This is a genomic window from Bacillus sp. AFS015802 (genome assembly GCF_002561455.1).
Taxonomy (GTDB): Bacteria; Bacillota; Bacilli; order Bacillales; family Bacillaceae_B; genus Rossellomorea.
The window spans coordinates 18,485-40,539 of the sequence record NZ_NTUP01000001.1; the positions used below are offsets into that span (position 1 = coordinate 18,485).

General features: G+C 41.8%; 26 protein-coding genes. 12 read left to right on the forward strand and 14 right to left on the reverse strand.

Annotated elements, in window-relative coordinates; all coding sequences use genetic code 11:
* Window positions 1–92: 92 nt before the first annotated feature.
* Window positions 93–1,346, reverse strand: coding sequence for a 2-oxoglutarate dehydrogenase complex dihydrolipoyllysine-residue succinyltransferase (gene odhB, locus CN378_RS00095; RefSeq protein WP_098349905.1), 1,254 nt, complete (start codon window positions 1,344–1,346; stop codon window positions 93–95).
* Window positions 1,347–1,365: 19 nt separating this feature from the next.
* Complete coding sequence (locus tag CN378_RS00100; protein WP_098349906.1) at window positions 1,366–4,212, reverse strand: 2-oxoglutarate dehydrogenase E1 component; 2,847 nt, start codon at window positions 4,210–4,212, stop codon at window positions 1,366–1,368.
* Window positions 4,213–4,763: 551 nt separating this feature from the next.
* Here CN378_RS00100 and CN378_RS00105 point away from each other — a divergent pair.
* Complete coding sequence (locus CN378_RS00105) at window positions 4,764–5,276, forward strand: spore coat protein (protein WP_098349907.1); 513 nt, start codon at window positions 4,764–4,766, stop codon at window positions 5,274–5,276.
* 13 nt (window positions 5,277–5,289) lie between these two features.
* On the opposite strand, the gene CN378_RS00110 is transcribed toward CN378_RS00105, so the two are convergent.
* Both CN378_RS00110 and CN378_RS00115 read right to left on the reverse strand, forming a co-directional pair.
* A complete protein-coding gene (locus tag CN378_RS00110; protein WP_098349908.1) occupies window positions 5,290–6,699 on the reverse strand; it encodes a HAMP domain-containing sensor histidine kinase in 1,410 nt (469 codons plus the stop codon).
* Window positions 6,696–7,376 carry a response regulator transcription factor gene (locus CN378_RS00115; protein WP_098349909.1) on the reverse strand — a complete coding sequence of 227 codons (681 nt, stop codon included), beginning with the start codon at window positions 7,374–7,376 and terminating at the stop codon, window positions 6,696–6,698. Before CN378_RS00115 ends, CN378_RS00110 begins: the two co-directional genes overlap by 4 nt.
* A 345-nt stretch (window positions 7,377–7,721) precedes the next feature.
* On the opposite strand from CN378_RS00115, the gene CN378_RS00120 reads away from it, so the two are divergent.
* The 5 genes from CN378_RS00120 to CN378_RS00140 all read left to right on the forward strand — a co-directional run bounded on the left by CN378_RS00120 (window position 7,722) and on the right by CN378_RS00140 (window position 11,428).
* A complete protein-coding gene (locus tag CN378_RS00120; RefSeq protein ID WP_098349910.1) occupies window positions 7,722–8,942 on the forward strand; it encodes an MFS transporter in 1,221 nt (406 codons plus the stop codon).
* Between the two features lie 139 nt (window positions 8,943–9,081).
* On the forward strand, window positions 9,082–9,258 hold the full coding sequence (locus CN378_RS22400) for a hypothetical protein (protein WP_179884741.1): 177 nt from the start codon (window positions 9,082–9,084) through the stop codon (window positions 9,256–9,258).
* Between the two features lie 408 nt (window positions 9,259–9,666).
* The gene (locus CN378_RS00130) at window positions 9,667–10,392 is read left to right on the forward strand and encodes a LamB/YcsF family protein (protein ID WP_098349912.1); all 726 of its coding nucleotides are present in this window, start codon (window positions 9,667–9,669) and stop codon (window positions 10,390–10,392) included.
* 85 nt (window positions 10,393–10,477) lie between these two features.
* Complete coding sequence (locus CN378_RS00135) at window positions 10,478–10,771, forward strand: hypothetical protein (RefSeq protein ID WP_142323556.1); 294 nt, start codon at window positions 10,478–10,480, stop codon at window positions 10,769–10,771.
* Between the two features lie 249 nt (window positions 10,772–11,020).
* Entirely contained in the window at window positions 11,021–11,428 is a 408-nt protein-coding gene (locus CN378_RS00140; protein ID WP_098349914.1) for a secondary thiamine-phosphate synthase enzyme YjbQ, read from the forward strand.
* A gap of 139 nt (window positions 11,429–11,567) precedes the next feature.
* Here the strand turns inward: CN378_RS00140 and CN378_RS00145 are convergent, their stop codons facing one another.
* Both CN378_RS00145 and CN378_RS00150 read right to left on the reverse strand, forming a co-directional pair.
* On the reverse strand, window positions 11,568–11,957 hold the full coding sequence (locus CN378_RS00145; protein ID WP_257140948.1) for a thiol-disulfide oxidoreductase DCC family protein: 390 nt from the start codon (window positions 11,955–11,957) through the stop codon (window positions 11,568–11,570).
* A gap of 105 nt (window positions 11,958–12,062) precedes the next feature.
* On the reverse strand, window positions 12,063–12,641 hold the full coding sequence (locus tag CN378_RS00150) for a histidine phosphatase family protein (protein WP_098349916.1): 579 nt from the start codon (window positions 12,639–12,641) through the stop codon (window positions 12,063–12,065).
* Between the two features lie 175 nt (window positions 12,642–12,816).
* Between CN378_RS00150 and CN378_RS00155 the strand changes: the two genes are divergently transcribed.
* On the forward strand, window positions 12,817–13,671 hold the full coding sequence (locus tag CN378_RS00155; protein WP_179884742.1) for an STAS domain-containing protein: 855 nt from the start codon (window positions 12,817–12,819) through the stop codon (window positions 13,669–13,671).
* Window positions 13,672–13,709: 38 nt separating this feature from the next.
* Here CN378_RS00155 and CN378_RS00160 read toward each other — a convergent pair whose 3' ends face one another.
* Together CN378_RS00160 and CN378_RS00165 are read right to left on the reverse strand one after the other, a co-directional pair.
* Window positions 13,710–14,204 (reverse strand): hypothetical protein, encoded by a 495-nt coding sequence (locus tag CN378_RS00160; protein ID WP_098349918.1) that lies wholly within the window; start codon window positions 14,202–14,204, stop codon window positions 13,710–13,712.
* A complete protein-coding gene (locus tag CN378_RS00165) occupies window positions 14,188–14,673 on the reverse strand; it encodes a hypothetical protein (RefSeq protein WP_098349919.1) in 486 nt (161 codons plus the stop codon). Before CN378_RS00165 ends, CN378_RS00160 begins: the two co-directional genes overlap by 17 nt.
* A gap of 127 nt (window positions 14,674–14,800) precedes the next feature.
* Here CN378_RS00165 and CN378_RS00170 point away from each other — a divergent pair, with 127 nt between their 5' ends.
* The gene (locus CN378_RS00170) at window positions 14,801–14,998 is read left to right on the forward strand and encodes a hypothetical protein (RefSeq protein WP_098349920.1); all 198 of its coding nucleotides are present in this window, start codon (window positions 14,801–14,803) and stop codon (window positions 14,996–14,998) included.
* 458 nt (window positions 14,999–15,456) lie between these two features.
* On the forward strand, window positions 15,457–15,648 hold the full coding sequence (locus CN378_RS00175; RefSeq protein ID WP_098349921.1) for a hypothetical protein: 192 nt from the start codon (window positions 15,457–15,459) through the stop codon (window positions 15,646–15,648).
* A gap of 69 nt (window positions 15,649–15,717) precedes the next feature.
* On the opposite strand, the gene CN378_RS00180 is transcribed toward CN378_RS00175, so the two are convergent.
* From CN378_RS00180 to CN378_RS00190, 3 genes are all read right to left on the reverse strand, one after another.
* Entirely contained in the window at window positions 15,718–16,062 is a 345-nt protein-coding gene (locus tag CN378_RS00180) for a VOC family protein (protein ID WP_098349922.1), read from the reverse strand.
* Window positions 16,063–16,085: 23 nt separating this feature from the next.
* Window positions 16,086–16,451 carry an aminoacyl-tRNA hydrolase gene (locus CN378_RS00185; RefSeq protein ID WP_098349923.1) on the reverse strand — a complete coding sequence of 122 codons (366 nt, stop codon included), beginning with the start codon at window positions 16,449–16,451 and terminating at the stop codon, window positions 16,086–16,088.
* Between the two features lie 66 nt (window positions 16,452–16,517).
* Window positions 16,518–16,847, reverse strand: coding sequence for a hypothetical protein (locus CN378_RS00190; protein ID WP_098349924.1), 330 nt, complete (start codon window positions 16,845–16,847; stop codon window positions 16,518–16,520).
* Between the two features lie 165 nt (window positions 16,848–17,012).
* Between CN378_RS00190 and CN378_RS00195 the strand changes: the two genes are divergently transcribed.
* From CN378_RS00195 to CN378_RS00205, 3 genes are read left to right on the forward strand one after another with little or no spacing between them, the layout of a single operon-like run.
* Window positions 17,013–17,609, forward strand: a complete 597-nt coding sequence (locus CN378_RS00195) for a TetR/AcrR family transcriptional regulator (RefSeq protein WP_179884743.1) — start codon at window positions 17,013–17,015, stop codon at window positions 17,607–17,609.
* A gap of 4 nt (window positions 17,610–17,613) precedes the next feature.
* Entirely contained in the window at window positions 17,614–17,958 is a 345-nt protein-coding gene (locus CN378_RS00200; protein WP_098349926.1) for a DMT family transporter, read from the forward strand.
* Window positions 17,955–18,272, forward strand: a complete 318-nt coding sequence (locus CN378_RS00205) for a DMT family transporter (RefSeq protein ID WP_483295035.1) — start codon at window positions 17,955–17,957, stop codon at window positions 18,270–18,272. The genes CN378_RS00200 and CN378_RS00205 overlap by 4 nt, the downstream gene beginning before the upstream one ends.
* Window positions 18,273–18,315: 43 nt before the next feature.
* Here the strand turns inward: CN378_RS00205 and CN378_RS00210 are convergent, their stop codons facing one another.
* Genes CN378_RS00210 through CN378_RS00220 form a run of 3 tightly spaced genes read right to left on the reverse strand, consistent with a single transcriptional unit; the run spans window position 18,316 to window position 22,035 of the window.
* Window positions 18,316–19,422: a Ger(x)C family spore germination protein gene (locus CN378_RS00210; protein ID WP_098349927.1), complete on the reverse strand. Its 1,107-nt coding sequence runs from the start codon at window positions 19,420–19,422 to the stop codon at window positions 18,316–18,318.
* Window positions 19,419–20,528 (reverse strand): GerAB/ArcD/ProY family transporter, encoded by a 1,110-nt coding sequence (locus tag CN378_RS00215; RefSeq protein WP_098349928.1) that lies wholly within the window; start codon window positions 20,526–20,528, stop codon window positions 19,419–19,421. The genes CN378_RS00210 and CN378_RS00215 overlap by 4 nt, the downstream gene beginning before the upstream one ends.
* A complete protein-coding gene (locus CN378_RS00220) occupies window positions 20,512–22,035 on the reverse strand; it encodes a spore germination protein (protein WP_179884744.1) in 1,524 nt (507 codons plus the stop codon). The genes CN378_RS00215 and CN378_RS00220 overlap by 17 nt, the downstream gene beginning before the upstream one ends.
* Between the last annotated feature and the right edge of the window lie 20 nt (window positions 22,036–22,055).

Below are 22,055 nucleotides of genomic sequence, written 5' to 3' on the forward strand. Positions count from 1 at the left end.
GTGAAAAAACGTGAAAAAAAAGCTGATTCATCACCCGAAGCGGATGTATGAACCAGCCAAACATTCATCTATTATTATTCAATCAGGACTTCTTATCCTTCAAGGAGCAAATCTTCAGGGTTTTCAAGTAAATCTTTCACCATCGCGAGGAATCCAACTGCTTCTTTCCCGTCAATGATTCTATGATCATATGATAAAGCAATGTACATCATCGGTCGATTTTCCATCGTATCCTTATCGATGGCCACTGGACGGAGTTGAATCTTATGCATTCCCAGAATACCCACTTGTGGACCATTTAAGATTGGAGTAGATAGTAATGAACCGAATACCCCGCCGTTTGTGATAGTGAATGAACCACCCTGCAGATCCCCAAGAGATAATTTGTTGTTTCTGGCCTTAGTAGCCAGTTCCATGATCTCCCCTTCGATTTCCGCAAAGTTTTTCCGTTCACAATCGCGTACGACTGGTACAACCAATCCATCATCCGTAGAAACGGCTACACCGACATCATAAAATTTCTTTAATACGATTTCATCCCCATCAATCTCAGCGTTCACATATGGGAATTTCTTAAGTGCCGCTACAACCGCTTTTGTAAAGAAGCTCATGAAACCAAGTCTCACATCATGGTCATCGAAGAACTTATCCTTTTTACGTTTGCGTAACTCCATCACTTTACTCATATCGATTTCGTTAAATGTCGTTAACATGGCAGCTGTTTGCTGAACCTCGACCAAGCGTTTGGCAATCGTTTGGCGACGGCGGGACATTTTCTCACGTACCACTGGCTTTCCATCATCTTTCTTAGCAGGTGCCTTTTTCTCTTCGGCAGAAGGTTTGGCAGGAGCTGCAGCTGGTTTGTTGCTATAAGCTTCAATGTCCTGCTTACGCACCCGGCCCAGAGGATCTGTTGGAACATCCGAGAGGTCGATGCCTTTTTCACGCGCTAATTTACGTGCTGCAGGAGACGCGATCGGACGATTCTTTTTGTCCTCTTTGACTGGTGCTTCCTGCGTTTTGCTTTCTTCCTTCTCTTCTTGCTTAGATGCTTCTTCCTTTGGTTCAGAGGTAGCTTCTTTCTTTTCTTCTGAAGTGGCCGGTGCTTCTCCGCCTGCACCAACAATGGCGATCACTTGACCCACTTCTACCGTATCGCCCTCTTCTGCCTTCAGCTCCTGGATCGTACCCGCTTCTTCAGAAATGACTTCAACATTTACTTTATCTGTTTCAAGCTCTACGATATACTCGCCTTTTTCAACATAATCCCCCGGCTGTTTAAGCCATTGAGCAATCGTACCTTCTGTAATTGATTCTGCTAATTCTGGAACTTTAATTTCTGCCACTGTGATGTCCTCCTCTTTCTTATCGGGTTAACGCTTCGTTAATAATCCGTGATTGTTCTTTTTTGTGTACAGTTGGTTCACCTTCTGAAGGACTGGAGCGTCTGCGACGGCCGACATAGTGTACCTCCACACCCTCAGGCGCGATGTCACGGAGTCTTGATTCTGCAAATGTCCATGCCCCCATATTCTTAGGTTCTTCCTGGATCCAGACCAATTCCTTAAGGTTTGGATACCTTTTTAGGATGGCTGTGATATCGCCTTTAGGGAAAGGATAGATTTCTTCTACCCTAAGAATGTGCAACCAATCTTTATCATCGATATCCTGAAGCTTCTCTTCTAAATCGATTGCAATTTTACCGCTGCATAGAACAACCCTTTCAACTGCATCCTGGATCTCGCCAAGACCCTGTTGCTCAAGGACTGAATGAAATTCCCCATGGGCCAGTTCTTCAGCTGTAACCGCTGCAAACTGATTCCGTAATAAGCTTTTCGGCGTCATAATAACGAGCGGCCTGACTTCTTCTTTTTGCAGGATGGCTGCTTGACGTCTTAGGATATGGAAGTATTGACCCGCTGTAGAACAATTGGCGACGGTCCAGTTATATTCCCCGCCAAGCTGTAAGAATCGTTCCAGACGGGCGCTTGAGTGTTCAGGACCCTGTCCTTCATATCCATGCGGCAGAAGCATGACAAGACCTGTTTTTTGTCCCCATTTCGCCCGGCCGGCCGATATGAATTGATCGAACATCACTTGTGCCATATTCGAGAAATCTCCAAATTGCGCTTCCCACAGAACTAGGGTTTCAGGGGCAAATACATTATATCCATACTCATATCCGACAACCGCGGTCTCAGTAAGCGGACTGTTGTGAACGACAAATGATGCATGGCTATCCTTAAGATTGTGTAAAGGAATATACTCTTCCCCGGATTTCTCATCATGGAGTACCAGATGGCGCTGAGCAAATGTCCCACGTTCTGAATCCTGCCCCGTCAATCTGATAGGTGTGCCATCCTTTAAGATGGATGCAAACGCAAGCGTCTCCGCGTGAGCCCAATCAATTTTTCCCTTTCCTTCGAATACCTGGCTGCGTCTCTTCAGGATACGTTCCAATTTCTTGAACACATTGAAGCCTTCAGGCCATTGAAGTAATTCACTGTTTAAACCTTCTAGCTTATCGAAATCGACGCTGGTGTTGATTTCCGGCAGCCCGTTCGCCACATCCTCAGGCGGAGCAAGCACAGTATCGGGATCTTCGTCCTTCGCTGGTACCTTATCATAAGCTGCTTTTAATTCTTCCTCGATTTCATGATCCATCTTCTCGACGTCTGCTTCCGTTACAATCCCTTCGGAAACGAGTTTGTCCGCATACATCTTCTTCACATTGGGATGGTTCTGGATGACAGAATACATTAATGGATTTGTCACCATAGGTTCGTCCATTTCATTATGACCGAAACGACGGTAGCCGATTAAATCAATGACGAAGTCTTTTCCGAATGTTTTACGATATTCATAGGCAAGGACCGCTGCAGCAAGACACGCTTCGGGATCGTCCGCATTGACATGCACAATCGGTACCTCGAAGCCCTTGGCAGTGTCAGATGCATATTTCGTAGAACGTGAATCACGGCTTTCAGTCGTGAATCCGATCATATTATTGGCAATGAGGTGAATCGATCCACCTGTATTATAACCGCGAAGTTGGCTCATATTTAATGTTTCAGCCACGACACCTTGTCCCGGGAATGCAGCATCACCATGGATCATCACCGCATAGGAAGCTTCCGGTGACTGCTCCGGGTAACCCCTGTCTTCACGGACTTCTTGAGCCGCACGTGTATATCCGGCCACAATCGGGCTCACGACTTCCAAATGACTCGGGTTGTTGGCAAGCGTCACACGCGCACGTGCTGTCGGCGACTGCTGTGGAGCGATTTCACGATCAGCCCCAAGGTGATACTTGACGTCACCCGTCCATCCAAAGGTAATTCCGATCGACCCTTCGGAAGGAATTAAATCCTTGCTCGGTGCGTGTTGAAATTCTGCAAAAATCATTTCATATGGTTTTCCGATGACATGGGCCAATACGTTTAGACGCCCTCGGTGAGCCATACCTATATTTACGGTCTTAGCTCCGGATTCCACTGAATAACGAACCATCTCGTCAAGAAGAGGAACCATGGTATCCAATCCTTCAATCGAGAAGCGTTTTTGACCAACAAAGGTGCGGTGAACATACTTTTCAAATCCATCCACTTGTGCAAGACGCCTTAATAATGCGACTTTCTTGTCCTTTGAAAGTGGAGTGAAATAAGATTCAGATTCAATCTTTTCCCTTAGCCAGTTTTTCTCTTCCAGTTCATGTACATGAGCATATTCGAATGCTAATTTGTTCGTGTAAACCTGTCTCAGATGCTGAATCGCCTGCAGACCATCCTTAATGTGGGATGGTGCATTCGGGCATAGGAAATCGACAGGGATCTGCTTTAGATCCTCTTCAGTGAGATTAAATTCAGAAAGCTCTATTCTTCTTGTGTCTTTATTCCGGTCATTCAGGGGATTAATATCCGCAGCCAAGTGACCATATGTACGAATATTATCTGCTAATTTAACCGCTGCCACCATTTTACTCAGGGCAGTGGGCTGCTCGGGTAATGTAAACGATGAATCCCCGTGCTGGGCACTTGCGATGACCTTGACATCCTCAACGGTAGGTGGCCCCCATTGTTCGAATAACTCCTTCAATTCAGGATCTACTTCTGATGGATCCTCAAGGAATTGTTCGTAAACCTCCATTACATAACCCAGGTTTGGTCCGTAAAACGATTGCCACGGTTCTCCCTTTGCAGATTGCTTTTTCATTGTGAAAAACCTCCAACTATTTTGCCAGTTAGTATAATTTGGGTATCATGTATTCTTACAATCCAATCATTGTTTTTCATTATGCAAGAATAGTAATTTTTACTACATTAAAACGCTTACAAGGACATTTTATCACTGTGCAGTAGTAAGATAAAGTCTTTATGACAAATTTCTCAAAATTTTGTTTTCCGCCTTTTTGATATGGTCATTACTTATATTCCCATAATAAATTCCAGGAAAACCTCTGTGTATATCGACTATTCTGAAATAATTTTTTATTAAGCGCTTTCTCTTTCACCTTCTTGTATCCCCATGGCGCGGGTACTTTTTTCATAAACCATCTTACTACTGTTACCTGAAAAAACCAAATATTTTTTGTTATTTTCTGCGTTTTTTTATTTAGTAAGATGTTTATAAAGTAATAGATAAAGATTTTTCAGTTCAGTCCCCCCTCCTTCTCTTACTGAGAATGAACTCATCGCCCACCCATTGCATAGGATGTAACCAGAAGGAAACAACTGGCCAATTATGTTTAAAGTGAGGTGGTTCACATGTTCCCATGGAGTTTATTTCCTTTCAATAAAGGTATGAAAGATCAAATGAACCAAATGAACCCGAAAGAAATGGATTCCTATATTCAAGGAATGATGAAGAATATGTTCCCGGGCGGATGGGAAAGCATGATGAATCCGAATGATATGATGAATGGTGCACAATCCTTTATGAATCCGATGGGAAACCAGGGGCAGAAGGCCAAACGCGGGAAAGACCAGGAGACCCCTTCTTCCATTCCTACCAATGTCTTTGAAACCTTTGAAGATATCTATATCCGATTTCATGTTCCCAATGAGGAATGGATGAAACATTTAAAGATTTTTCACACCTCCAATCAGGCGATCATTGAGAACATCCCCGGCAGTGAAGAAAGGCAAGTCATCACCCTCCCTTGCCTGGTGAAGAAAAAAGGGGCAGTGGCTCAATACAAGGATGGAATATTAGAGCTGAAAATTCCTAAAAGCATTGATATGCAGTACACAGAAATAGACGTCTCAGAAAAATACTGAGACGTCTGTAAGGTTACTGGACATATTTAAGGGATAATCGGATGATGGTTCCATCAGGATGATTCCTCAAGGCCATGATGTCACCGTCGTAGTTGTGGATAAGCTTTGAAGCGATGGCCAACCCCAGTCCATATCCACCTTTCTCCCTGCTTCTGGCCTTGTCGACCCGATAAAAACGGTCGAATATCTTTGGAAGATCTTCTTCCGGTATACCGATACCTTCATCCTTGACCTCTATGATCACTTCATCTTTTCTGTCCATAAGCTTCACTTCAATGGTAGAGTGCTCATCAGAATACTTCACGGCATTATCCAGCAGGATGATCATGATCTGCTCCAGATGCCTGGGCATGATGGTGACCAGAGCTTCATGGTTTAATTCATCAAAGCATGAAAAGGTATGTTCCCGATGAAGGAATTTAAAATCCCTCATCACTTTATCGACTACTTTCTGAACATGTGCCCGAGCGTTTTCCAAATCGAAGTTTTCCCGGTCCGCCCTGGAAAGCTCCAGCAGCTCTCCTACCAGCCGCTTCACCCTCTCCAGTTCTTCTAATGATACTTGTAACGATTCTTCCAGGATGGTTGGGTCCTTTTTACCCCACCGGTTCAATAATGCAAGATGTCCTTCGAGTACTTGGATGGGTGTTCGCAATTCATGGGAAGCATCTTCTACGAATTGCTGTTGTTGCTGGAACGACTTTTCGATCTGACTCATCATTTTATTGAAAATCTGAGATAAATCACTGATTTCATCATGAGCCTTCACAATTTCAACTCTTTCGTGAAACCCTTTCCTTTCAATCGATCTCATCGTTTCAGAAAGTTTATTCAATGGCCGGACAAAGCTTTTCGCCATAAAATAACCAACGACGGCACTGATCAAAAGCGCCAGAATCCCCGTAATGGTCATCATCCAAAAAAGGTTTTTCATGATGTTTTCATACCGGTTCAAAGGCTGTATGATTTCTACAAATCCGTTAAATTGGTTTGACTTGATGGGTGAGCGTCCTATGAGCATTTTCTTCCCTTCAGATTCTATAAGTGCCACTGATTTATTTCTGACAGGTTGAAAAGGTACATAAAATGACGATTCATTCTCTCCCCTGATTTCCAATACTTGATTCCCTTGTTCATCCAGTATCCGTATGGTCTGGTCTTTCTCGGCTATTTGCTTCATCAAATCGCGGCTATCATAGATGTCCTGAAGTTCAATATTTTGCCCTCTCTGTTTAAAGAAAACGGAGATTTCATCCAGGACCCGGCCAAAATTGTTTTCTTCCTCATCCAGCATCCATTTATTAATGGCGTGATATTGAAAAAAACTAAACAAGAAAAAGGCAAGGAATATGGCTGAACCAGCGGCAAAGGCCCACTTCACTTTAAGGGAAGAAGGCTTCAAACGATTGATGAATATATTCATGTCCTCATCACATAACCAGTTCCGCGTACGGTTTGTATATAGCTCTCTTCGCCTGGCGAATCAATTTTATTCCTTAAGTACCTTACGTAAACATCCACCACGTTCGTTTCTACTTCCGTATCGTAGCCCCAAACCTTATTCAGGAGCACTTCCCGGGTCAGCACGATATTCTTGTTCTCCAAAAAGGCGAGTAAGAGGTCGTATTCCCTCTTAGTCACTTCAATCTCTTCTTCCAGCTTAAATACCTGCCTGGACTCCTTGTGCACGATGATATCACGGTAATGGAATGTGGTCTTCAGAGAACCGGCTTCCTCTTTTACGGCACGCCGGAACACAGCCCTTAGTCTTGCCAATAACTCTTCAATTGCGAAAGGCTTGACGATATAATCATCCGCCCCGCTGTCAAGACCGGAGACCCGGTCCATTACGCTGTCCCTCGCCGTAATCATAAGGATCGGTACCGCTTTGACCTGTCGTATTCTTCTGCACACTTCCAGCCCATTCAAGCCAGGCAACATAAGATCCAACAGGATGATGTCCCAATCCACTTCCAGGGCTTGTTCCAGACCATCCCTTCCGTCATAGGCAAGGCCGACCTCGTATCCTTCATATTTAAGTTCCAATTCGATGAATCGGGATAGATTTTTTTCATCTTCAATGACTAAGATTCTTTTCACATCATCACCTGCTCAAGCTTAATACCTCTTATTTTAATTTACTTTTATTAAAAATAAAATCATTGAGGGCATGAAATATTTCAATGCCTTGATACGTCATTAAAGTAATGGCAGTAAAACTGAAAAATAAAATAGGAATAATTCGAATCCACATGGTTCTAACCTCCCTTTTATCATTACCGTCATTTTCCTCCTTCATCATTAAAATAAAATGAGAAGAGGGTGAGTTTTCATTAAGAGATTTTCTAGTTTACATAAAATAATTACGGTTAAATGAAATTGTTGTATGAAAACACTTCTGTTGAGGAAAATTAGCTTTGTAGAAACAAGAATGAGGTGCACGAAATGGAAAGCAAGAAAAAGTTGGATTTATTAGCGTTATCATCTATTCCTTTAGTTATGACCCTTGGGAATTCCATGTTAATTCCTGTTCTCCCTCAATTGGAGAAAGAATTGGACATTTCAGGCTTTCAATCCAGCCTGATCATCACTGTCTATTCCATCATTGCGATTCTCTGCATCCCTGTTGCCGGGTTCCTGTCAGACCGCTTCGGCAGGAAAAAGATACTGATCCCAAGCTTGATCATCGCGGGAATCGGTGGCCTTATTTGCGGATTTGCTTCGATTTACGGATCGAATGCTTATTTATTTGTCATTGTCGGAAGGGTCGTTCAAGGAATTGGGGCTGCAGGAGCCTTCCCGGTCGTCATTCCCACTGTGGGCGACTTGTATGAGGATGATGATCAAATAACCAAGGGATTGGGATTGATTGAAACCTCCAATACGTTCGGGAAGGTGTTAAGCCCGATATTGGGAGCATTATTTGCGGCATGGATCTGGTTCATCCCCTTTTTCTCCATTCCCGTCTTTTCCATCCTATCGATTGTCCTGATTATGATCTTTGTGAAGGTCCCCAAAAAAAATGGAGAAGAAGCTAAACAGACCATCAAGGAGTTCTTCCATGAAGTGAAAGTGGTCCTTATAAAAGAAAAGAGATGGATTTTCGGTATTTTCATCATTGGAATCATTTCCATGTTTATTTTATTCGGATTCCTGTACTATTTATCGACCCGCTTGGAACAGGCGTTCAGCATCGTCGGAGTGATGAAAGGATTGTATCTTGCCATACCCCTTCTTTTTTTATGCCTGACCTCGTATATCACAGGAAAATTAATAGGAAAAAGCAAGGGTAAAATGAAGTGGGTCATTGTGTTGGGTTCCTTAATGAGCTCAGTTGCCTTCATCCCTTTATTGTTCACTGAAGGAAAATGGGTGGTAGTGAGCACATTCTCCATTGCAAGTATCGGGATGGGGGCAGCTCTGCCCTGTCTCGATGCCTTGATCACGGAAGGAATCGAAAAGGAACATCGAGGTACGATCACGTCCATATACAGCTCCATGAGGTTCACTGGTGTTGCACTCGGCCCTCCTATAGTGGCCTTGATTGAACCGATGACCACATTTATATTATTTATCATCTTGAGCATACTTTCCAGCCTTGTCGGAATGCTCTTCATTAAAATCCCGGCTTCCGGGCCACAATCACTTTCAGCCAAGAAAGCCTGATAAAACGGAGCCGCTCTGGTTCCGTTTTTTTACCACTCATACTTCATCCCTTATACTTATCACCTTTTATGTTTATTTCTCTTCATATTGTGGTAGATATATCCATAAATATGAATAGGAAGCTAAAAGGGGGATATGTATGACTTGGATCATTGTCTTTGTTTCATTCTTCATTTTGCTCATCTTTGCGGAAGAAATCGTTTATTATTATTTACGGACGAAAGTCATGGAGAATCCACCTAAGAGGGAAAGACATGGATGGAAAATAAAAGCTTGGGTTTATAAAATGAAGCTGAAACTCAATCATAGTGAATAAGTGAATACATACACACAACGGGCAGAGACTCATTCTCTGCCTTTTTTTATTAAGCAGGCAGAAAGATTCTCTCAAGAGCAAAAAAAAGAAGACAAAAGCTTCAGCAAGGCTTTTGTCTTCAAAGGAAAGAAATTAGAATGGGTCTTACATAATAAAGATTTAAACAGAAAAGAAAGCTACCCCACTTTCTTTTTTGTTTAGGGAGTGGTAAATCCTTATTCATAAGCAAGATTCATTGTAACGCGTGAAAAAGTGAAATCTATTAAAACAAGATTAAAATTTGATGAGAAAATATCCGTTTCTGCCAAAGAGTGTATCGGGATAAAATACTACTCTATCAATTTTATGATATTATGAAGGAGAATTCAGAATGTTACAATACATTCTCACGCATGAAAGGATGAAAACATGAAGATCGATCTGAATTGTGATTTAGGGGAAAGTTTCGGCGCATATACAATTGGAAAAGATGATGAAATGATGAACTATGTGACGTCCGTCAATATCGCTTGCGGGTTTCATGCAGGGGATCCCCTTGTCATGAAACAAACCGTTACAAATGCAATGAAGCACGGCTTGAAAATGGGTGCCCACCCGGGATTACCCGACATTCAGGGATTCGGAAGAAGAATGATGGATATTTCACCTGATGAAGCCTATGCTTTCATTCAATATCAAATCGGTGCCCTTTATGCTTTCGTAAAAGCCCAGGGCGGAAACCTGTCACATGTAAAGCCACATGGGGCCCTGTACAATATGGCTGCAAAGGATTATAAACTAGCTAAATCGATTGCTGAAGCCGTGTACGATCTCGATCCTACCCTGACTCTATTCGGTCTATCCCAAAGCCAACTCACAAAGGCCGGCGATGAAATCGGCTTACATGTCGCACACGAAGTATTTGCAGACCGGTCCTATCAATCCGATGGATCATTGACTCCGCGTTCCCTGCCGAATGCAGTGCTCCATGATGCGGACGAAGTGGAAAAGCAGGTTCTCCGAATGGTAGAAAAACAAGAAGTGATGTCAATCGAAGGCAAGATCGTACCCATCAAGGCAGACACAGTTTGTCTTCACGGAGATAATGAAGCGGCTCTATCCCTCGCTAAACGCTTATTTGAAAAGGTAAGGTAACAGGACAGGGCAAGCCCTGTTCCTATCGCTTTGCCATGTTTTTAGTTGAACTTGATATGTATTCGCGTGAGAGGGGGGTTGATACGTGAACAAGACCATACTGTTAAAGGGGTTAAGGTGGATGTTCCTCTTTCTTGTGGCATTCGTCATTGTCGTATACGTGTACAAACGGAGTCTGCTGTATTCAGGTATTGAATCTTCCATACAGTCATTTGCTCCTGATTCGACGATTGTCGGGATCATACAGACCCATACGAACAAAAACAGTGAAAAAATGTATAAGGCCCTTTATAAAACAACAGAGGGTAAGTGTTACAAGGCATCATTCGAACGCCATTCCTACAGTCTCATTGAAACGATGGAATCCCCCTGCCGGTAAAGGAGCATAGTGAATGTAAGTGGCAATATCCTTCCTGCATTCCATACTGCTAAAAACCCGGAAAACCGAAATCTCTATGAGCCTTGTCGGATTCATTCCCTCCTCCTTCACACCGTTCTCCCTTACGAATCGTGCATTCCGCAGAAGTGAAATGATTGATCATGCCTCTCCTCTTCATGAGGAAAGGTTTTAACCACGACTATAGGTGGAATGTAAACGAATAGGACTCACATGAAAAGAGGAGCGAATATGAGAAAAACATTGACCATCGATACAAAAAAACGTGATGAAATGATCGACATCACCCATTATGTACAGGACATCATTAACCGGTCAGGACTGAAAGAAGGTCTGGTGGTGGTACAGTCACTTCACACCACTGCAGGTATCACGGTAAATGAAAATGCCGACCCTGATGTGAAAACAGACTTCCTGCGCAGATTGGACGAAATCTACCCATGGCACCACACTTCGGATCTCCATGGTGAAGGGAATACAGCGGCACATATGAAAACCAGCACCGTCGGCCATGCTCAAACCATCATCGTGACAAACGGTGAACTAGTGCTTGGAACCTGGCAGGGAATATACCTTTGTGAATTCGATGGACCGCGTTCAAGGAGAAAAGTATCTGTTAAAACGATTCACGGTGAATAATCCTGCAAGGAGGAATCAATGCTCTTCCCCTGACATTTTTTCACGTGTATCATCCATGAACAGACCCTGGCAGTCAGCCTGTGGTCTGTTCATCATGGTCGGGCTTGAGATCTTGATATGTTTCCTCCTTAAAAAAACCCTATTCCAAGAATCGATCCCGAATATGCACCGAAGGCATCATGCACGATTCTTGTTTCCCAAACCATCTATATCGATTTTTGGCTACAATTCTATATAAACTGTCCCTTAAAGGCTTCGGAATGATGAGAAACAGACCGAATATCTTCCAAGGCCATACCAGTTTAGTGCATACCTTCAAAGCAGCCGTTGATTCAATGGATGCATGATGATCCCCGACCAATACGAAGCTGTCCGTATTTTCTGGTATGTTATGTTTCTTTAATAATTCCCGGCCTATCCCGCTCTGCAGCGAGGCAAACCGAAAAAACCCTTTCGGATCCCGCTCAATGATAAACCTGACGCTATTATTGCAAAGATTACATACCCCATCGAACAAAATGATGTTCAAAGTCATTCACACCTTTCGTAAACATTTACTCCATGCTATCACGATAAGACTATCCGATAGAGTGATGAAGAATAAGCATTCCCCTCTACCAGTGGCTGTACCCTGCTATCTATGTTCTGATAGATGCCCCACTTGATTATAGGAGCGGACGACCCATTTCTCCTTTTCAAAGTGAAGGTCTGTAAGGCAGCCGTTGAATAGTTTGACATGCCCGAGGTCTTCCCAGCCTTCATGAAATTCCCGAATAATCGCACTGATGACGGCACCATGAGCGACTACCAGTACCTTTTGATCAGGAAAACGTTCATGAATCTTCTGGAGGCCTTTGTGCACTCTCTCCACTAACTCTTCATAGGTTTCCATATTGGGAAATATAAAGTCGGGGTATTGCTTTACTCTTTCATCACGAAGCATCCCTTCTCCTTCGCCGAAATACCTCTCTTTGAAATGATCCATTTCAACCATGTCCAAGTGAAGTGAGTCATTGATGATTTCTGCGGTTTTCTTTGCTCTCGTCAACGAAGTGGTGATCAGAACGTCCCACCGGGAGGTTCTCAAAGCCTCCCTGCATTCTTCTGCTTGTTGCCTTCCTGTTTCATTTAACGGAATATCTGTTTGACCTTGTAACTTTCCGTACAGGTTCCAATCCGTTTGACCGTGACGGACGAAGCGTATATGGGTCATGTGCCTTCTCCCCCTACTTTGTCGATTCATTTAACAAACCCAACCGGGTTCATATGAGCGTACCATAAGATAAGTATAATTTTACTAGATTTTATGATATACTATATTACCATTAATAGAGATAATGTCGAAATTATTTAAATTAACATGCAGTATAAGGAGTTGGCTGAAGAAAATGAGAGATGAATTAGTCTATTTGGGTCAAGAAATTGTTTCCCATAAATCAGTGATTGCACAAGGTGTCTTACACTACCAGGAACAAAGATATTCTGATCAGCTCAGGATATCGGGAGTGAACATGGAACAAGTCACAGAATGGCGTATGCAATTAATCGAAATGCTTGGAGAATCTTTGTATGAAGACGAAGGAGAATCATTCCAAAAAATCAGGGAATGGACAGGGAAAGTAGGGAAAGTGGCTCTTGAGAAGGGACTTCCCCTCAATGAATCTCTAAAAACATTATCCGTATTCCGTACGGCCATTTGGGACATTTTCACTGAGCAATTGCATGATAACCAAATCTCAGCCACCCTTATGCTTCAAGTAAATAAAGGAATCAACCCCTTACTTGATGAGATTGCGTATTTGTTGAACGAAATATTCCGCACACAACAAAAGGATCAGCTTGCCCTTATCCATACGGCCATGGATGAGCTATCTGCACCGATTGTACCGGTTGCAGAGAAGATTGCGATTCTTCCCCTTATCGGGGACATCGATACACACCGAGCGAGCTCGGTGATGGAAACAGCCTTAAAGAAAAGCTCTGAGCTGCAATTAGACTATTTATTTATTGATATTTCCGGTGTGGCCATCATGGACACGATGGTTTCACATAATATTTATCAAATCGTCAATGCCCTCAAAATGATGGGTGTCCAATCCGTCTTAACCGGGATTCGACCTGAAGTGGCGCACACATTAGGCAATCTCGGAATCACATTCGAGGATCTGAAAACAAGCGCAAGCTTAAAGAAAGCACTTGAAGACATCGGCTTCACCCATTACGAAGTGGTCCTTCCCGTCTAATAAAAACCAGAACCCTATCCAATAGTGGTTCTGGTTTTTTACGTTCTGTAGTCTTTCTTGACTTTATGATGAAGGAGCAGCTGGATGCTCTGAACCGTCATATAGATAGGGATGGACCAATACATCTTGTATCCCTTATCAAAATGGAAGATCCCGATTTTCACTGTAAACCACTCCATCAAAAGAGAGAAAGCTGTCCAGATCAGGATATATGCAAGATTCATGACTCCGTCAATCCCCAGTTTCCGATAAATGTAAATGAAAAAATAACTATAAGGACCATACATGATATAGCTGATAAAATCAATCCCTTGATAGGCAGAGCTGTCGTTCACATCGTAATAATCCCAGGGGGGAATGCTGATGGTGTGATCATAGAACATGCCCACCGATATGCCATAGACAAAATAACATAACCCCTCAAGAAAGGAGAAAATTTTCGGAGTGACCCAGATCAACAATAGAAGAGCGATCAAACTAATGATGATGAACCATTCATTCCAATCAAATGACCTCTCATATATTCTGGCCATGCCTTCTTTCCCCCTTACTCTGTAAATAATATAACCCCTTCCCCATCCATATACAGAATGCCAGATAAATACCATTGACCATGACTGTATTCAATAAGCTCCATTCCGGATACGAAAGAGAATGAAAATGTACATGAAGGATATCCAAAACACTGATAAAAAATAATAGACTTAAGAAACATATCACTTTATCTTTTCTCTTCTCATAATTCAAATAACCGTTCACCATGATGACTCCCACCAATGGTAAAATACATTCCCTGTTAATAAGCAGACTGATGAATTGAGTGACGTCCTCAGAAGCCTTCATCCACTCCAATTTATTCGTCATGATCGTAATATAATTAGTGGAAATGATGGATAGCACCATAAATTGAATGGAGTTAGAAGTAAACGAAAGTTCCTTCTTCATGAAGAGGACAATATAAATCAATATGATCAAAATGGTAATAAAAAAAGGAAGTGACATAAAAAACTCCTATACTTTTTTCTTCATTCTTCCCTTAATGCTGCCATCACATAACACTGAAAGCACTTAGATGTTTGAAATACATGTCAACGGGAAAATAAGGAAGAAGAATCAAGGAGGGAAACTGATGAGACATGAATCTATGAACCCCAAAAATGCAAGGGATGAAATCAAAGAAATTTTTGTTGACGGCTTGCAACGGGACCTTTCACCTGAAGAGGAAACCCTGATTTCAGGCTGGACCCAAACATTTAATAAGAGTGAAAGAGCAACCATCATCAATATGTTAAAGGAATTATTAAACAAACATAAAAGACATGACTAACGTATGCAGGGTGACAGGGATTTCAATCGTTTGAAATGAGAAAAGGCAAGCCCGTGTAAGGGGCTTGCCTTTTCTCATTCTATATGGAATTCCTCTTATATATCACTTGTTAAATCCAGAAGTTTATCGATGTCTACGCGATAGATTGGGCGATTGATATCCTCTTGTCCAAGTTCTACGGTATCTTCCAGTACTTCATCAATGTTCATACTTATAAATACCTCCCAGGTTGTAAATATCAGAATGTCATGAACGAATATTTTTCATCCTCACTAAAGAATACGAGTACATTCTTTCATTTTTGGGGGTGCTTTTCAAATTTTTTTATGATTTAAATTGTATACAGTAATCAGAAAGTTGAATCAAATGATGCTGTATGTTATCGTTAAACAACAATTGATTCTACTTAAATAATAATAGATGGGTAGAATGGCTCTCTCCTTGAAGGAGGCATACCAATGAAAAGATTTTCCATGCTTCACGTACCTAAGGATTTCAGGCATAGAGGGCGACCAGCTGTTACCGTTCATGTGCTGCCTGTTCATAAGGAATACTTTGCAATAGGTAAATCATTAAAAGGAAACGGCAAAGCTGCAAACAACAATGAAAAACTAGCCGCATATTATGCGTATCTAGATACATTAAAATAAACGCTTATCTATATAAAAAGCTGATCAGAATTTAATCTGATCAGCTTTTTTGCGGGTTTTGGCCATCGTTTATAACGGAATGTATTGGCACACCTCAAAATCATTCCCATCCAAGTCACGAAATACAAAGTACGTTACATCCTCATCTTCTTCGATATGACCGACCTCTACATTTTTCTCCAGAAGCTTCAGCCTGGTTTCTTCCAGGGCATCAGAAAATAAAATAGGCTTTATGGATGAGGGACGGACCTTCCCTTCCTGAATCGTAATGGTAGATTCCCCTATCCCCACTTTATATACCATATATTTCCCTGAGTCAAAGACCCGTTCTAACTCCAATACCTCTTCATACCATTGTTTAGCTTTCTTCAAATTGCTCACTTGTATATGTATCGTATCCACTTTCGAAAACAATGTAATCCCCTCCTTCTGTCGATTTAATCTTTCAATAGACTCAAATGACCGACCATTTCCTTGGCTTCATATTTTTCCATAGGGGGAAGTGCCGCCACGGTCAATGATCCTTCTTTTATTTCAGTCAAGCCGCTGTCATGAATACTGAAATAACCTTTCTTCTCTAACTTCTCCAATTCTGTGGATTTTCCCTTCAAAACCACTTTCTTCATTCCCGTTTGCACCCATTCGATAAAGTCTGCCTGCCTGTCCTGAAAGGGGGAGTCATTCGACATCATCGAAAGCGTACTGAGAGTCGCAGCATGTGCCACTTGTGCGGCCGTTTTCCCTTTCGACATCGATAGATCTTTATTAACGATAAAATATTGAACGAGATCCTTTTTGGTCATTTGTATGATCATTCCTAACATAAATAGATTGAAGTACTTATGGTTCTATCCTACCATATGCAAGTATCACTTCCTTCTTAGTTTCACCGTATTCTTTTCGATTGAGACGATTTTGACTTTTTCCCCGATGGTGAAGTCCAGATATTCATCACAATCCACCTTATATGTACGACCATTATCAAACTTCATGGCGCATGATGGATCACCACTTTGGATTTCAAGCCTTTCCCCTGAGCTGATTCCCAATGGGTCGCTTCCATCACTCGCAGGGAAATATTTTTCCTCGATCTTCACCCAATCTTCTTGTGTCTTTACCACTATTTTCACGGTCATTAAACCAACCAGAACGAAAATCAACATGCCAAGGATTGCCGTCTTCACCCAAAAGGCTTTCATACAGATCCCCTTTCCCCTTGTTTAAAATCAACAAAGGATTATATGTGGGGGACAGATAAAACATTCGACTTTCTTTCTATTATCGCCCTCTTGCGTTTTGGCGAAATGGGGTTTACAATATAACTAACGACCGTTAGTTAGTTTGTGCACGGGGGAGGGTTATTCGTGAAACATGATAATAAGCAAGTGATTAAGAATGTAGCCTTAGGATTATTCGGACAAAAAGGATATGAAGATACTTCTTTAGCAGAGATCGCCAAGGAGGTCGGAATAAAAAAACCTTCTATCTATAATCATTTCCGCAGTAAAGAAGATCTTTTCGCCGAAGTGATAGAGGATCTGATTGTGTCTGAAGTGAAAGCATACAGAATGACAGAGGAAAAAATGAACCAAATGGAACCCCTCAAGAATATCAGGATCCTGTTCGATTTATTTTGTCAACGATTGATGACAACAAAAGAAGCTCTACTGTGGAAGAGGGTCACATTCTTTCCTCCAGAACCGTTTAAGGATCTCATCCAAGAACAATTTATCCATTTCGAAGAGGTTACCACCTCCATATTGGTGTCCGTATACAGGGCGGGGGCTGATCAAGGTCTGTTTCAATGTATCTCAGAGGATGAATTTGTGGCATCGTTTTTATGTTTGGTTGACGGTGTCTTCTTAGAGCATCACTATTACACGGAGGAAATATTTCAACAACGCATCGAATCAGCTTGGAAGGTTTATGCGCTGGCAATATCAAGTCGTAAAGGAGAGTAGCATCATGGGTTGGCTTTATGTAATGATCGGAGGAATCCTTGAGATTGGCTGGGCAACCGGATTATCTCTTTCAGAAGGCTTTACTAAACCGGTACCGAGTATCATTACGGCATTCCTCATATTAGTGAGTTTTTATTTTTTCTCTCAATCAATGAGACGATTGCCGATAGGAACAGCTTATGCCGTGTTTACAGGCATTGGTGCAGCAGGAACAGCAGTGGTTGGAATGGCCTTTTTAAATGAAGGGATAAGCTTATTGAAAATTGCCTTCATCTCTTTACTCATTTTCGGAGTCATCGGACTGAAAATGAGTGATAAAGAAGAAAAAGAGAATGGGGGTGTCCAATGATGGCGTGGATGTTTCTCATCTTTGCGGGATTTTCCGAAGTGATCATGGTTACGTTTATGAAGCTTTCTGAAGGCTACAAAAAACTCCTTCCTTCCATGATCAGTTTAGCAGCCGGTACAATGAGTTTTTATTTATTATCACTATCCCTGCTCGATATCCCCGTAAGCACAGGATACGGGATTTGGACCGGCATCGGCTCTGCAGGTGCTGTGGTCATAGGGATGTTCTTCTTTAAGGAAAAAAAGGATGTTTCTCGAATTTTCTTTATTTGTTGTATTGTCGTAAGCATCATCGGCTTAAAGATTGTTTCTTGATGAAGCAGTCTGGTCCAGTACTACTCAGGGGAGTACTGGACCATCAGTTGATGATTCCATGCCCTACTATGTCCACTTTAATGGTCGGTACAATGGTGATTTCCGGATACTCTTTATCCCAATTCACTTTTTCCCATGTTTTGGGATGGAATGCCATCAGCTCCCTGCCTATCCCAAATAAATCAGAGTTTGCCAGCTGGATTTTCTTGATCAATTCTTCTGCATCTTCAGTTAATTTCTTTGAAATTTCTTCATTGAGCTTTTTTAACTTTTTCTTATCCGTTAATTTGTCCTGGGGGAATTCTACAACGGAAACTTCCATCGCTACATCTATACCCACCTGTATATCTTCCGGTGAATCTGAAACGATTTTGAGTTTCGCCTTGGATTCAATTACATTGTACGTAATATAATTGTCCACGTTCAGACTTTTATCCTCGTCAATTTTGGATACAAATCGTGCCAGCTTGGCTTTTTGGTTATTCATGAGCAGGAATAATGAAGATTCTTTAAACGTCAAGGTACCAGATAATGAATTCTTATGGAATATACCTGTACCTTCTAATATGACTTCACCTTCTTTCATTTTTAAAAGGGGGAGACCGAAATCCTTCCCTTCATCGAACATGAGTGTACAGACCGTTTGTAAATTTTGTTTCGGCACACCTGTGGAAGATTCCGCACTCGTGAGTAATTCAATGATAAACTCTGATATCAGTACGTTTTTCTCACTCAATTTAGTCAGGATTTCTTCGCCATCCCCCTCCACCACTGCCAATTTAGCTGAAATCGAACTGTTTGGATCACGGTAAAAAATATCCAGAAACTTATAAATATCCTTTTTCGCCAAGTCCTCCCCTAATAAAAACACCCGGTCTTTCGAAGGCTCAAATACCCCGGAAATCTTTCGATCCATACTCATCCGCGTTTCACGGATGGTTTCCCCCTCCCCCTGGACCAACGTATTTGTGGGCGTTCCATTTTTGAAGTCACGAATGATCGCAGTGGCTCGAATGGTATCATCGTCCAGTAAATCAAACGAGGAAGAAAAGACAAGCCTTCCATTCCGAAGCAAACGCTGATCCCAACAACCTGATAAGAAAGGGAGGATCCCAAGAAGAATGATCATTTTCCTCCATTGCTTTTTCATGCGCTTCCCCCTCTTTCCATTTTCTTAAAAACATACGAAATACTTAATAACAATATAGGAATAACCAAAATATAAAGATATGAAAGATTGATCACCATTTTATTATAGATCTCCATCTCTCCCTCTTTATTGGGTATTAAAGCAATGACAAGCGCGATCACTCCAAATATCATCGTAAAAATGGATCGTTTACGTTTAAATCGTTGAAATGTATATATACTTCCCTCTGTTGATAAGAAGAGATAACTGGTCAGGGAGGTAATGACATTGACGACCCACAAGGACATAAATACTAAATCAATTCTTTCAACAATCTGTAAATAAAGGGATTTCACAAAATATAGAACCGGCTGAGGAACGATGACGATCTCCTCCGGACTGAAGGTGATAAAACTGACAATGGTGAGAAACGTGTAAGTCAGTGTCACGAAAAGGTTTGCAATGGATACTGAATACAAGACCGAACGTTCACCATTATGTTGAAAATAGGGAAAGAGAAAGAGCAGTAGTTCAAACCCCAGCATAGAGAAATAGGCTTCCTTTGCTCCCTTTAAAATTTGTACACCTCCAGATTGACCGATTGGCAGTAAATACCTCCATTCAATCGGATACGTCATCAGTACAACCATCGAAATAAGGATCAGGAAGAAAATCAGGCTTGAAACGACTACATATACATTGCTTATATCAGCAACCTTCTCCCTTCCCAGTAAGATTGCTGTTATGATCAAAAGAAACATGACGATCCATTTAGGTGTAAGGGGGAGCACCCATGTCTTTATAATGGCGGTCGCGTACATCAATATTAATGCCGTGACCAGAACTCCGTATAAAATATAAGCTATATTAATGATGGAGCCAACCACTTTCCCCATAAGATTTCTTGAATATTGAAAGAGGGATTTCTTTGGAAATCTCCTTCCCAGTAGCCATAAAACAACAATGATGATTTGAACGACAAAACCCGCCAACAGGACAGATATCCAGCCATCTGCCTTTGAGACCATAAATACGCTGAATGGAAGCCCCAGAACCCCTACGCCGATTTGCGTTTGGATGATGAAAAATACTAATTGAATGGAAGTGAGGTTAATCTGAATCTTCATTTTTTTTCCATCCTCGAGAATTCGACGTCTTCCATCTGTATAATGATTTCAAGTCCTTCGGCCGCTCTTTCATAAGCCATACAGGAAGTCGGATGAAAGTATCCTTCAACCCTTTGAAATCCAAAGGGGCTATCGGATATAAATAATAATGACCCAACGACTTAAGTTTACACATGTGAATAAAGAGCAGCATGAGTCCTATGACAATGCCAAGCACCCCGAATAATGCAGCGAATATCATTAGGGGGAACCCTAATATCCTCACCGAAGTACTCAGTTCATTTGATGGTATGACAAAGGAAGCAATAGCCGTGATCGCGACGACAATGACCATCGTATTAGAAACCAGATTGGCTTCTACAACTGCCGTCCCGATAACCAGACCTCCCACGACCCCGATGGTTTGCGCAATAGGATTCGGAAGCCGTATCGCTGCTTCACGCAGCAATTCCAATGTCAGCTGCATGATAGCCGCCTCAATCAAAGGTGGAAATGGAACATATTCCAGGGAGCTTTTAATCGAAAAAATGATCTCAACAGGGATGATTTCATAATTATAGGATATGACTGCAATATAAAAAGCCGGTAAACAAAGGGTTGCAATAAAACTGATCAGCCTGATAAATCGGATAAAGGATCCAATAAGAGAACGATTATTATAATCCTCCGTTGTTTGAAAGAAACTGAAAAAGTTGACAGGGCAAATCAGCACCGTCGGACTTCCTTCCATCACCAGTGCCACTCTCCCTTCCATCAGGTTGCCCGCTACCCGGTCAGGACGTTCCGTATTTAGAAACTGTGGAAATGGAGAAAAGGAATTATCTTCTAGAAATTCTTCAAAGTAACCGGGCGATTGTATCGAATCGGTGTCAATATAGCTGATTCGGTCCTGAATGGTATTCACTATTTCCGGATTTGTCAGATGGGATAAATAGACAAGAGAATACTTCGTTCTGGTCGTATTCCCTACGCTCGAGTATTTCACGGTTAATTTCGGACTGGAAATTCTCTCCCGGATCAGATGGATATTTTCCGAAATGTTTTCACTGAATCCTTGATGGGACCCCCTTATCACCTTTTCATTGACAGGCTCATACCGGTTAAGGAGAATCTTTGGCATACTTATGAAAGTCATCCATTCACTATCTTCCATTAAAATGACACAGTGCCCATCGACCAGCGCAGCAAGTGCCTCCTCTAACTGAGATGTTTCTTTCACACTATTACTGCTTACTGTATCTTTAATCGTTCCGGACTCTTTCTCCAGGAGTGGCTGTATAATATACGTCTGTAAACTCTTATTATCGATGACGGAATCCAAAAAGACGACAGTCATTTTTTTGTCATTGAATGTTAAATCCCGTATGTGCAGATCATCCGTATGAAAAAGACTTTCCTGGAAATAGGACACCTTTTCGTCTAACGTGATGGCTTCCACCACAGCTTCTTCTTTTTCTGAAAGGAGCTGCTTCGGTTTTCTTCTATTCTTTTTATTAAACGAACTCATTGTAGCACCTTCAGTCAGAA

Bases quoted from the DNA above. Each gene is read 5' to 3' on its own strand.
- CN378_RS00130 (WP_098349912.1), top strand. From the start codon at position 9,667: ATGAAGATCGATCTGAATTGTGATTTAGGGGAAAGTTTCGGCGCATAT.
- CN378_RS00205 (WP_483295035.1), top strand. From the start codon at position 17,955: ATGATGGCGTGGATGTTTCTCATCTTTGCGGGATTTTCCGAAGTGATC.
- CN378_RS00155 (WP_179884742.1), top strand. From the start codon at position 12,817: ATGAGAGATGAATTAGTCTATTTGGGTCAAGAAATTGTTTCCCATAAA.
- CN378_RS00150 (WP_098349916.1), bottom strand. From the start codon at position 12,641: ATGACCCATATACGCTTCGTCCGTCACGGTCAAACGGATTGGAACCTG.
- CN378_RS00170 (WP_098349920.1), top strand. From the start codon at position 14,801: ATGAGACATGAATCTATGAACCCCAAAAATGCAAGGGATGAAATCAAA.
- CN378_RS00210 (WP_098349927.1), bottom strand. From the start codon at position 19,422: ATGAAAAAGCAATGGAGGAAAATGATCATTCTTCTTGGGATCCTCCCT.
- CN378_RS00105 (WP_098349907.1), top strand. From the start codon at position 4,764: ATGTTCCCATGGAGTTTATTTCCTTTCAATAAAGGTATGAAAGATCAA.
- CN378_RS00160 (WP_098349918.1), bottom strand. From the start codon at position 14,204: ATGGCCAGAATATATGAGAGGTCATTTGATTGGAATGAATGGTTCATC.
- CN378_RS00185 (WP_098349923.1), bottom strand. From the start codon at position 16,451: ATGACCAAAAAGGATCTCGTTCAATATTTTATCGTTAATAAAGATCTA.
- CN378_RS00190 (WP_098349924.1), bottom strand. From the start codon at position 16,847: ATGAAAGCCTTTTGGGTGAAGACGGCAATCCTTGGCATGTTGATTTTC.
- CN378_RS00100 (WP_098349906.1), bottom strand. From the start codon at position 4,212: ATGAAAAAGCAATCTGCAAAGGGAGAACCGTGGCAATCGTTTTACGGA.
- CN378_RS00220 (WP_179884744.1), bottom strand. From the start codon at position 22,035: ATGAGTTCGTTTAATAAAAAGAATAGAAGAAAACCGAAGCAGCTCCTT.
- CN378_RS22400 (WP_179884741.1), top strand. From the start codon at position 9,082: ATGACTTGGATCATTGTCTTTGTTTCATTCTTCATTTTGCTCATCTTT.
- CN378_RS00120 (WP_098349910.1), top strand. From the start codon at position 7,722: ATGGAAAGCAAGAAAAAGTTGGATTTATTAGCGTTATCATCTATTCCT.
- CN378_RS00110 (WP_098349908.1), bottom strand. From the start codon at position 6,699: ATGAATATATTCATCAATCGTTTGAAGCCTTCTTCCCTTAAAGTGAAG.
- CN378_RS00175 (WP_098349921.1), top strand. From the start codon at position 15,457: ATGAAAAGATTTTCCATGCTTCACGTACCTAAGGATTTCAGGCATAGA.
- CN378_RS00200 (WP_098349926.1), top strand. From the start codon at position 17,614: ATGGGTTGGCTTTATGTAATGATCGGAGGAATCCTTGAGATTGGCTGG.
- CN378_RS00140 (WP_098349914.1), top strand. From the start codon at position 11,021: ATGAGAAAAACATTGACCATCGATACAAAAAAACGTGATGAAATGATC.
- CN378_RS00165 (WP_098349919.1), bottom strand. From the start codon at position 14,673: ATGTCACTTCCTTTTTTTATTACCATTTTGATCATATTGATTTATATT.
- CN378_RS00215 (WP_098349928.1), bottom strand. From the start codon at position 20,528: ATGAAGATTCAGATTAACCTCACTTCCATTCAATTAGTATTTTTCATC.